Genomic DNA, 6,894 nt, shown 5'->3' with positions numbered 1-6,894 from the left:
ACCCAGGCCAACGACGTGTCGGCCTACATCCCGACCAACGTGATCTCGATCACCGACGGCCAGATCTTCCTCGAGACCGACCTGTTCTACCAGGGCATCCGCCCGGCGGTGAACGTGGGCCTCTCGGTGTCGCGGGTGGGCTCCTCGGCCCAGACCAAGGCGATGAAGAAGGTCGCCGGCAAGATCAAGGGCGAGCTCGCGCAGTACCGCGAGATGGCCGCCTTCGCGCAGTTCGGCTCCGATCTCGACGCCTCCACCCAGGCGCTCCTGAACCGCGGCTCGCGGCTCACCGAGCTCCTGAAGCAGCCGCAGTTCTCGCCGCTGAAGATGGAAGAGCAGGTCGCGGTGATCTACGCCGGCGTGAACGGCTATCTGGACAAGATGCCGGTCAGCAAGGTCCGCCCGTTCGAGGACGCGCTGCTCAGCACGCTCCGCTCGAAGCACAAGGACCTGCTCGACTCCATCGCCGCCTCCAAGGACCTGTCGGACGAGAACGCCGGCAAGCTGAAGAGCGTCGTCGAGAGCGTCGCCAAGTCGATCGGCTGATGTGAGGCCCCTCCCCGCGGGGAGGGATCTTGGGTGGTGCAGGGGGATTGCGATCCGCGCTGCACCGCCCGAATTTCCGGCTCCTTCCCGCCGAGGGAAGGAGAGGCCCATAGAACGGACCTGGACCTCACCCGATGGCGAGTTTGAAGGACCTGCGCAACCGCATCACCTCGGTGAAGGCGACGCAGAAGATCACCAAGGCCATGCAGATGGTCGCCGCCGCCAAGCTGCGCCGTGCGCAGATGGCCGCCGAGGCGGGCCGTCCCTATGCCGAGAAGATGTCGGCCGTGCTCGGCAATCTCGCAGGTAATCTCGTCGGCGGCGTCGGCGCCCCGCGGCTCCTGTCCGGGACCGGGTCCGAGCAGACACACCTGCTCGTCGTGTGCACGGGCGACCGCGGCCTCGCCGGCGCCTTCAACTCGTCGATCGTCCGCCTCGCGGTGCGCGAATACGCGCAGAAGCTCGCCGCCGAGGGCAAGACCGTCAAGATCATGACGGTCGGCAAGAAGGGCCTCGACGCGCTGCGGCGGCAGTACCGCGACCAGATCGTCGAGAGCATGGACATCCGTGGCAACCGCCCGGTGGATTACGAGTTCGCGGCCGGGATCGCCGACAAGATCCTGACCCGCTTCGAGAACGGCGAGTTCGACGTCGCGACCCTGTTCTACTCCGAGTTCCGCTCGGTCATCTCGCAGATCCCGACCGCGCAGCGCCTGATCCCCGCGGAGCTGCCCGCGGTCGACACGACCGCGAAGGCTGCGGCCGGCAACGCCGCGCTGGAGTTCGAGCCCTCCGAGGAGGCGATCCTCGAGACGCTGCTGCCGAAGAACCTGACGGTGCAGATCTACCGGGCGCTCCTGGAGAACGCCGCCTCCGAGCAGGGCGCGCGCATGAGCGCCATGGATTCGGCCACCCGCAACGCGGGCGAGATGATCAAGAAGCAGACGCTGATCTACAACCGGACGCGTCAGGCCATGATCACCAAGGAACTCATCGAGATCATCTCGGGTGCGGAAGCCCTCTGAGGCTCCGCCACCTGAACGCACAGCTTGAAGGGTAGGTTAACGATGGCGAACACCGCACTCCCCGGCGCCGGCTCCAACAAGGTCGGCAAGATCACCCAGGTTATCGGCCCCGTGGTCGACGTGCAGTTCGAGGGCCACCTGCCCGAGATCCTGAACGCCCTCGAGACCAAGAACAACGGCGCCCGCCTCGTCCTTGAGGTCGCCCAGCAGCTCGGCGAGCACACTGTCCGCTGCATCGCCATGGACACGTCCGAGGGCCTGACCCGCGGTCAGGAATGCACGGACACCGGCGAGCCGATCAAGGTTCCGGTGGGCATGAACACGCTCGGCCGCATCATGAACGTCATCGGCGAGCCGATCGACGAGGCCGGTCCGGTCCAGGCCGACACCTACCGCGCCATCCACCAGCCGGCCCCCTCCTATGCCGAGCAGTCGACCGAGGCGCAGATCCTCGTCACCGGCATCAAGGTGGTGGACCTGCTCGCCCCTTACGCGAAGGGCGGCAAGATCGGCCTGTTCGGCGGCGCCGGCGTCGGCAAGACCGTGCTGATCATGGAGCTGATCAACAACATCGCCAAAGTGCACTCGGGCTACTCGGTGTTCGCCGGCGTGGGTGAGCGCACCCGCGAGGGCAACGATCTCTATCACGAGATGATCGAGTCCAAGGTGAACGTGGACCCGAAGGAGCATGGCTCCGCCGAGGGCTCCAAATGCGCCCTGGTCTATGGCCAGATGAACGAGTCGCCCGGCGCCCGGTCGCGCGTCGCCCTGACCGGCCTGACCATCGCCGAGCAGTTCCGCGACGACGGCCAGGACGTGCTGTTCTTCGTCGACAACATTTTCCGCTTCACGCAGGCGGGCTCCGAGGTGTCGGCGCTTCTCGGCCGCATCCCGTCGGCGGTGGGCTACCAGCCGACGCTGGCCACCGACATGGGCGCCCTGCAGGAGCGCATCACCACCACGACCAAGGGCTCGATCACCTCGGTGCAGGCCATCTACGTGCCGGCCGACGATCTGACCGACCCGGCGCCCGCCGCCTCGTTCGCCCACCTCGACGCCACGACCGTGCTGTCGCGCTCGATCGCCGAGAAGGGCATCTATCCGGCGGTGGATCCGCTGGATTCGACCTCGCGCATGCTGTCGCCGGCGATCCTCGGCGAGGAGCATTACGACGTCGCCCGCCGCGTTCAGCAGACCCTGCAGCGCTACAAGGCGCTCCAGGACATCATCGCGATCCTGGGCATGGATGAGCTGTCCGAGGAGGACAAGCTGACCGTGGCCCGCGCCCGCAAGATCGAGCGCTTCTTCTCGCAGCCCTTCTCGGTGGCCGAGGTGTTCACCGGCTCGCCCGGCAAGCAGGTCGCGCTGGAAGATACCATCAAGGGCTTCAAGGGCCTGGTGAACGGCGACTACGACGACCTCCCGGAGGCCGCCTTCTACATGGTCGGCACCATCGAGGAGGCCCAGGAGAAGGCCAAGAAGCTCAAGGCCGCGTAAGACGACAACCCCCTTCCCCGCGCGGGAAGGGGATAGAGGCTGCGCGGGCGGCCCATACCGGTGCCGTCCGCGCAGCCTTTTCCTGAGAACTCCGCCTGCACGGCGGAGAGCGCGACGCCGATCCGGGAACACGTCAGGCCATGGCCACCTTCCACTTCGATTTCGTCGGCCCCGAGCGGACGCTGTATTCCGGCGAGGTGACCGCCGTTCAGCTGCCCGGCATCGAGGCGAGATGACGGTGCTGCCGGGCCACGCGCCCGTGCTGACCTCCCTGCGGGTCGGCGTCATCGTGGTCACCGAGAGCCAGGGCAGCGGCAAGCGGATCTACGTTCGCGGCGGCTTGCCGATATCGGCCCGACGGCCGTGACCGTGCTCGCCGAGCGTGCTGCGCCGATCGAGGAGCTGACGCACGAATCCCTCGACCGCGACATCGAGGCCATCGAGATGCAGCGTGACGCCACCGAGGACCTGCAGAAGCGCGAGGAGCTGAACGGCCAGATCGTCCAGCTCCAGGAGACCAAGGCGCTCCTGAAGCTCTGAGCCTCGTTCAGCGGGCGCCCTCCAGCGCCCGCGCCAGGAGGTCGGCCCGCGCCTCGGCATCCGTCGGGCAGCCCAACTCCAGCCAGACTTTCCGCGCGGTGGCCAGCCCACGCCCGATCCCGGGACCCGGCGCTACGCCGGCCGCGACCAGATCCGCCCCCGCCAGGGGAAAGGCCGGCGACGCCCCCTCCCCCTTGAGGGTTTCAAAGGCGCTGATCGCCGTCTCCGTTACGGCAGGCCTAGGCTCCCCGGCCAGGATCGCCAGCACGTCTGCCAGCCGCGACAGGCCGTGCCCGGCCGCAAGCGCCCGCGCCGCGACCCCATCCAGCACCGCACGTCCGTGGAGATCGGCCAGCGCTTCCGCGTAGCCGATGAGCTGTCCGTGCTCGCTCTTCGAGAGACGCAGCCGCTCGCGCAGCCGATCCGCGTCGTGCCGAGCCCCGACCGAGAGGGCCGCGAGGCGCATCACCGGAGACAATCCCGCAGCGGCGGCGCGCTCCAGCCGCCCGAGTTCACCGACGCCGCCGGTGATCCGCTGCAGCAGGCCGGTCGCGCTCAGCGTCGCCACCATGGCCGGACCGCCGGAGGCCGCCAGCAGCTTAAGGAACTCCGCGCGCACGCGCTCGCGGGAGAGCCGGTCCAGACTGTCCCGCGCGGCCACACAGGCGGCGAGCGCCGCCGCATCGGGCGCCCCGGCGCCGAAACGCGCCTGAAACCGGAAGAAGCGCAGGATCCGCAGGGCGTCCTCGCGAATGCGGGTCGCCGGATCGCCGATGAAGCGCACCCGCCCGGCTTCGAGATCGGGCAGGCCGCCCACCGGATCGTGCGGCGTTCCGTCCGCACCGAGCGAGAGCGCGTTGATCGTGAAGTCCCGGCGCTCGGCATCGCGGAGGAAGTCCGTGCCGAAGCGGACGACGGCGTACCGTCCGTCGGTCTCGACGTCCTCGCGCAGGGTTGTGACCTCGATCGGCCCGTCTTCGGTCACCAGGGTGATCGTCCCGTGCTCGATCCCGGTCGGCACCGCCTTGAGGCCGCGCGTCCGCTGCGCCGCATGCATCACCGCCTCGGGCAGCAGGGTGGTCGCCATATCGATGTCGGCGGTCTGCACGCCGAGCAGCGCGTCGCGTACGCAGCCGCCGATCAGGCGGGTCTCGGCACCGGGGGCATCCAGGGCCGCGAGCACGCGGCGCACGCCCGGGCGGTCGAGCAGGGCCATGAGACCGGCTTGGTCGAGCGCGCGGTTCACCGGAATCCACCGGGCACGAGGCGGCCGTTCTCCATGTGGGTGGGCACGTAGCCCGCCGAGCGACGCTCGGAGAACAGCCCCTCGTAGACGAGCGTGCCGATCACCACCGCCAGCCCGGCCAGGACGAGGCGGAACAGGTGCGGGTCCCAGTGCACCCGGCGCAGAGGGTTGCGGCCGGACAGCAGCAGGTAGACCAGGAAGAGGGCGAAGGGGACGAGGAAGAGGCCAAACTCTTCGAGGACGCGGCGCAGCATGCCTGGCAGCCTATCGCGCCGGGCGACCGACGTCGCCCGACTCCGTTTCCGGATAGAGCCGTTCCCGGAGATTGTTCAGAATCCCGGCGGTGACACCCCAGATCAGCCGCTCGCCGTAGGTCAAGGCATAGAACCAGCGCTCGCGGCCCTGCCAGGCGCGGGAGCGCAGGCGATAGCGTTCCGGATCCATGAGAATCGGGAATGGCACCTCGAAGACATCGGCCACTTCGGCAGGGTTCGGCGTCAGGGTTACCTCGGAATCGACCAAGCCGATCACCGGGGTCACCAGGAATCCGGTGCCCGAGAGGTACGGGTCGAGATAGCCGAGCAGCCGCACGGCCGCGGGCAGCAGCCCGATCTCCTCGAAGGCCTCCCGCAGGGCCGCATCCGCGGGGCCGGGATCGGTGGGATCGATCTTACCCCCCGGCAGCGCGACCTGTCCGGAATGGTCGCGCAGGTTGGCCGCCCGCATGGTGAGGATGAGGCTCGGACCGTCCGCGCGGCGCACGACCGGGACGAGGACCGCGGCCCGGCGATGGGGCGGCGGCGGCATCACGGCCGTGCCATCCGGATCGAGGCTGTGGTCGCCGCGGGGATTGGAGGTGGGATCGTCCGGTCCCGGCGGATCCGGCGACAGGCCGGCCGCAGCGCGGGCGAGAAACTCGGCGAGCGGGTCGCTCACGCGGCGGCGACCGGTGCGATGGTGTGGAAGGTGCCGCCGGCCCACAGGCCGAGCCAGGGCCTCCCGTCGACGAGGCGTTCCTCGGCGAGATCCACAAGGTCGTAGGTGAGCGCCCGGGTCACGCGCGCCCACAGCCCGCGGCGGACATGGAGGTAGGGCTTCAGGGCCCCGTCCGGCCCCTCCTCGAAGCGCAGGGCGTGCTCCGCGTCGACGCTCACCAGATCGTCGACATTGGTACGGAAGGAGAGGCGCCGGTCCGCTCCCGTGCCGTCGACGGCCATCTCGACGGCTACGAAGGCCGCATCCTCGACGGTGATCCCGACGCTTTCCACCGGCGTGACCAGGACAGTCCGGCCATCCGGCTCGCGCCGCAGGATGCTGGCGAACAGCTTGACCAGCTTGTCCCGCCGGATCGGCGAACCGTTGTGGTGCCACGTTCCATCGGCGGCGATGCGGATGTCGATGGCGCCGCAATAGGGCGGATCCCAGCGTTCCACGGGCGGCAGGCCGCGCTTGGGAAGGTCCCCGAGGGCCGCGCTGAGGCGGCTCAAGGTCGGGTCGGGGGCGGGATCCACGCTCATACCCATGACAGATAGCGTGCCGGTGCGCCGTCAGCCATGGCCGGCCGAAGGATCCCGCCGGATCCGGTCCCGATCGCAGGGCCGCGCTATCGGCCCGACGCACGCATGCGCGAAGGCCGGATCACCGATCCGCGCCCTCCTCCTGGGGCCCCGGCGGGGATGCCTCGACGGAGGGCTTCTGGGATCACACGCGGGCTGTTCGTTCGAGGCCCACTGCCGCGGGCACCCCAGCGAGAGGGCGTGGGCGGTGGGTCGCTGCCGCGGAGGAGCGCTGCGGGGCGCGACCGAATCCTCAGGCCGGCCCTGCACCCTGCGTGTTCACCGTCAGCGCGTAGAGCGACTGGCTGGCCGCCATGAACAGGCGGTTGCGCTTCGGGCCGCCGAAGGTGAGGTTCCCGCACACCTCCGGCAGGCGGATCCGTCCGATGAGCTTGCCCTTCGGCGACCAGACGGTGACGCCGTTGTAGCCCACGGCCCGGCCGGCATTGCTCGAGACCCAGAGATTGCCGTCGACATCGGCACG

At 69.4% G+C, this 6,894-nt stretch carries 7 protein-coding genes and 2 pseudogenes; 4 read left to right on the top strand and 5 right to left on the bottom strand.

All coding sequences use genetic code 11. The annotated features are described in order from the left end of the window. From I53_RS14055 to atpC, 4 genes and pseudogenes are all read left to right on the top strand, one after another. A pseudogene (locus tag I53_RS14055) lies at positions 1-546 on the top strand (F0F1 ATP synthase subunit alpha); the annotation flags it as partial. A gap of 134 nt (positions 547-680) precedes the next feature. After that, the gene (locus I53_RS14050) at positions 681-1,571 is read left to right on the top strand and encodes a F0F1 ATP synthase subunit gamma (protein WP_043351709.1); all 891 of its coding nucleotides are present in this window, start codon (positions 681-683) and stop codon (positions 1,569-1,571) included. Between the two features lie 42 nt (positions 1,572-1,613). Then, positions 1,614-3,068, top strand: coding sequence for a F0F1 ATP synthase subunit beta (gene atpD, locus I53_RS14045; protein WP_043351708.1), 1,455 nt, complete (start codon positions 1,614-1,616; stop codon positions 3,066-3,068). A 140-nt stretch (positions 3,069-3,208) separates the two neighbouring features. Continuing rightward, positions 3,209-3,608 (top strand): annotated as a pseudogene (gene atpC, locus I53_RS14040) (ATP synthase F1 subunit epsilon). A gap of 7 nt (positions 3,609-3,615) precedes the next feature. On the opposite strand, the gene I53_RS14035 reads toward atpC, so the two are convergent. From I53_RS14035 to I53_RS14015, 5 genes are all read right to left on the bottom strand, one after another. Further along, a complete protein-coding gene (locus I53_RS14035) occupies positions 3,616-4,854 on the bottom strand; it encodes a CCA tRNA nucleotidyltransferase (RefSeq protein WP_083936055.1) in 1,239 nt (412 codons plus the stop codon). Then, positions 4,851-5,108: a DUF6111 family protein gene (locus I53_RS14030; protein WP_043351706.1), complete on the bottom strand. Its 258-nt coding sequence runs from the start codon at positions 5,106-5,108 to the stop codon at positions 4,851-4,853. The genes I53_RS14035 and I53_RS14030 overlap by 4 nt, the downstream gene beginning before the upstream one ends. A gap of 10 nt (positions 5,109-5,118) precedes the next feature. Then, positions 5,119-5,790, bottom strand: a complete 672-nt coding sequence (locus I53_RS14025) for a CoA pyrophosphatase (RefSeq protein ID WP_043351712.1) — start codon at positions 5,788-5,790, stop codon at positions 5,119-5,121. Then, entirely contained in the window at positions 5,787-6,371 is a 585-nt protein-coding gene (locus I53_RS14020) for a DUF1285 domain-containing protein (RefSeq protein ID WP_043351704.1), read from the bottom strand. Before I53_RS14020 ends, I53_RS14025 begins: the two co-directional genes overlap by 4 nt. A 292-nt stretch (positions 6,372-6,663) precedes the next feature. Continuing rightward, a partial coding sequence (locus I53_RS14015) for an SMP-30/gluconolactonase/LRE family protein (protein WP_043351703.1) occupies positions 6,664-6,894 on the bottom strand: 231 nt, incomplete at its 5' end.

Origin of the sequence: Methylobacterium sp. B1, from assembly GCF_000333255.1 — a bacterium.
In the GTDB taxonomy this organism is placed as follows: Bacteria; Pseudomonadota; Alphaproteobacteria; order Rhizobiales; family Beijerinckiaceae; genus Methylobacterium; species Methylobacterium fujisawaense.
This window is presented reverse-complemented; position numbering and strand designations above follow the sequence as displayed.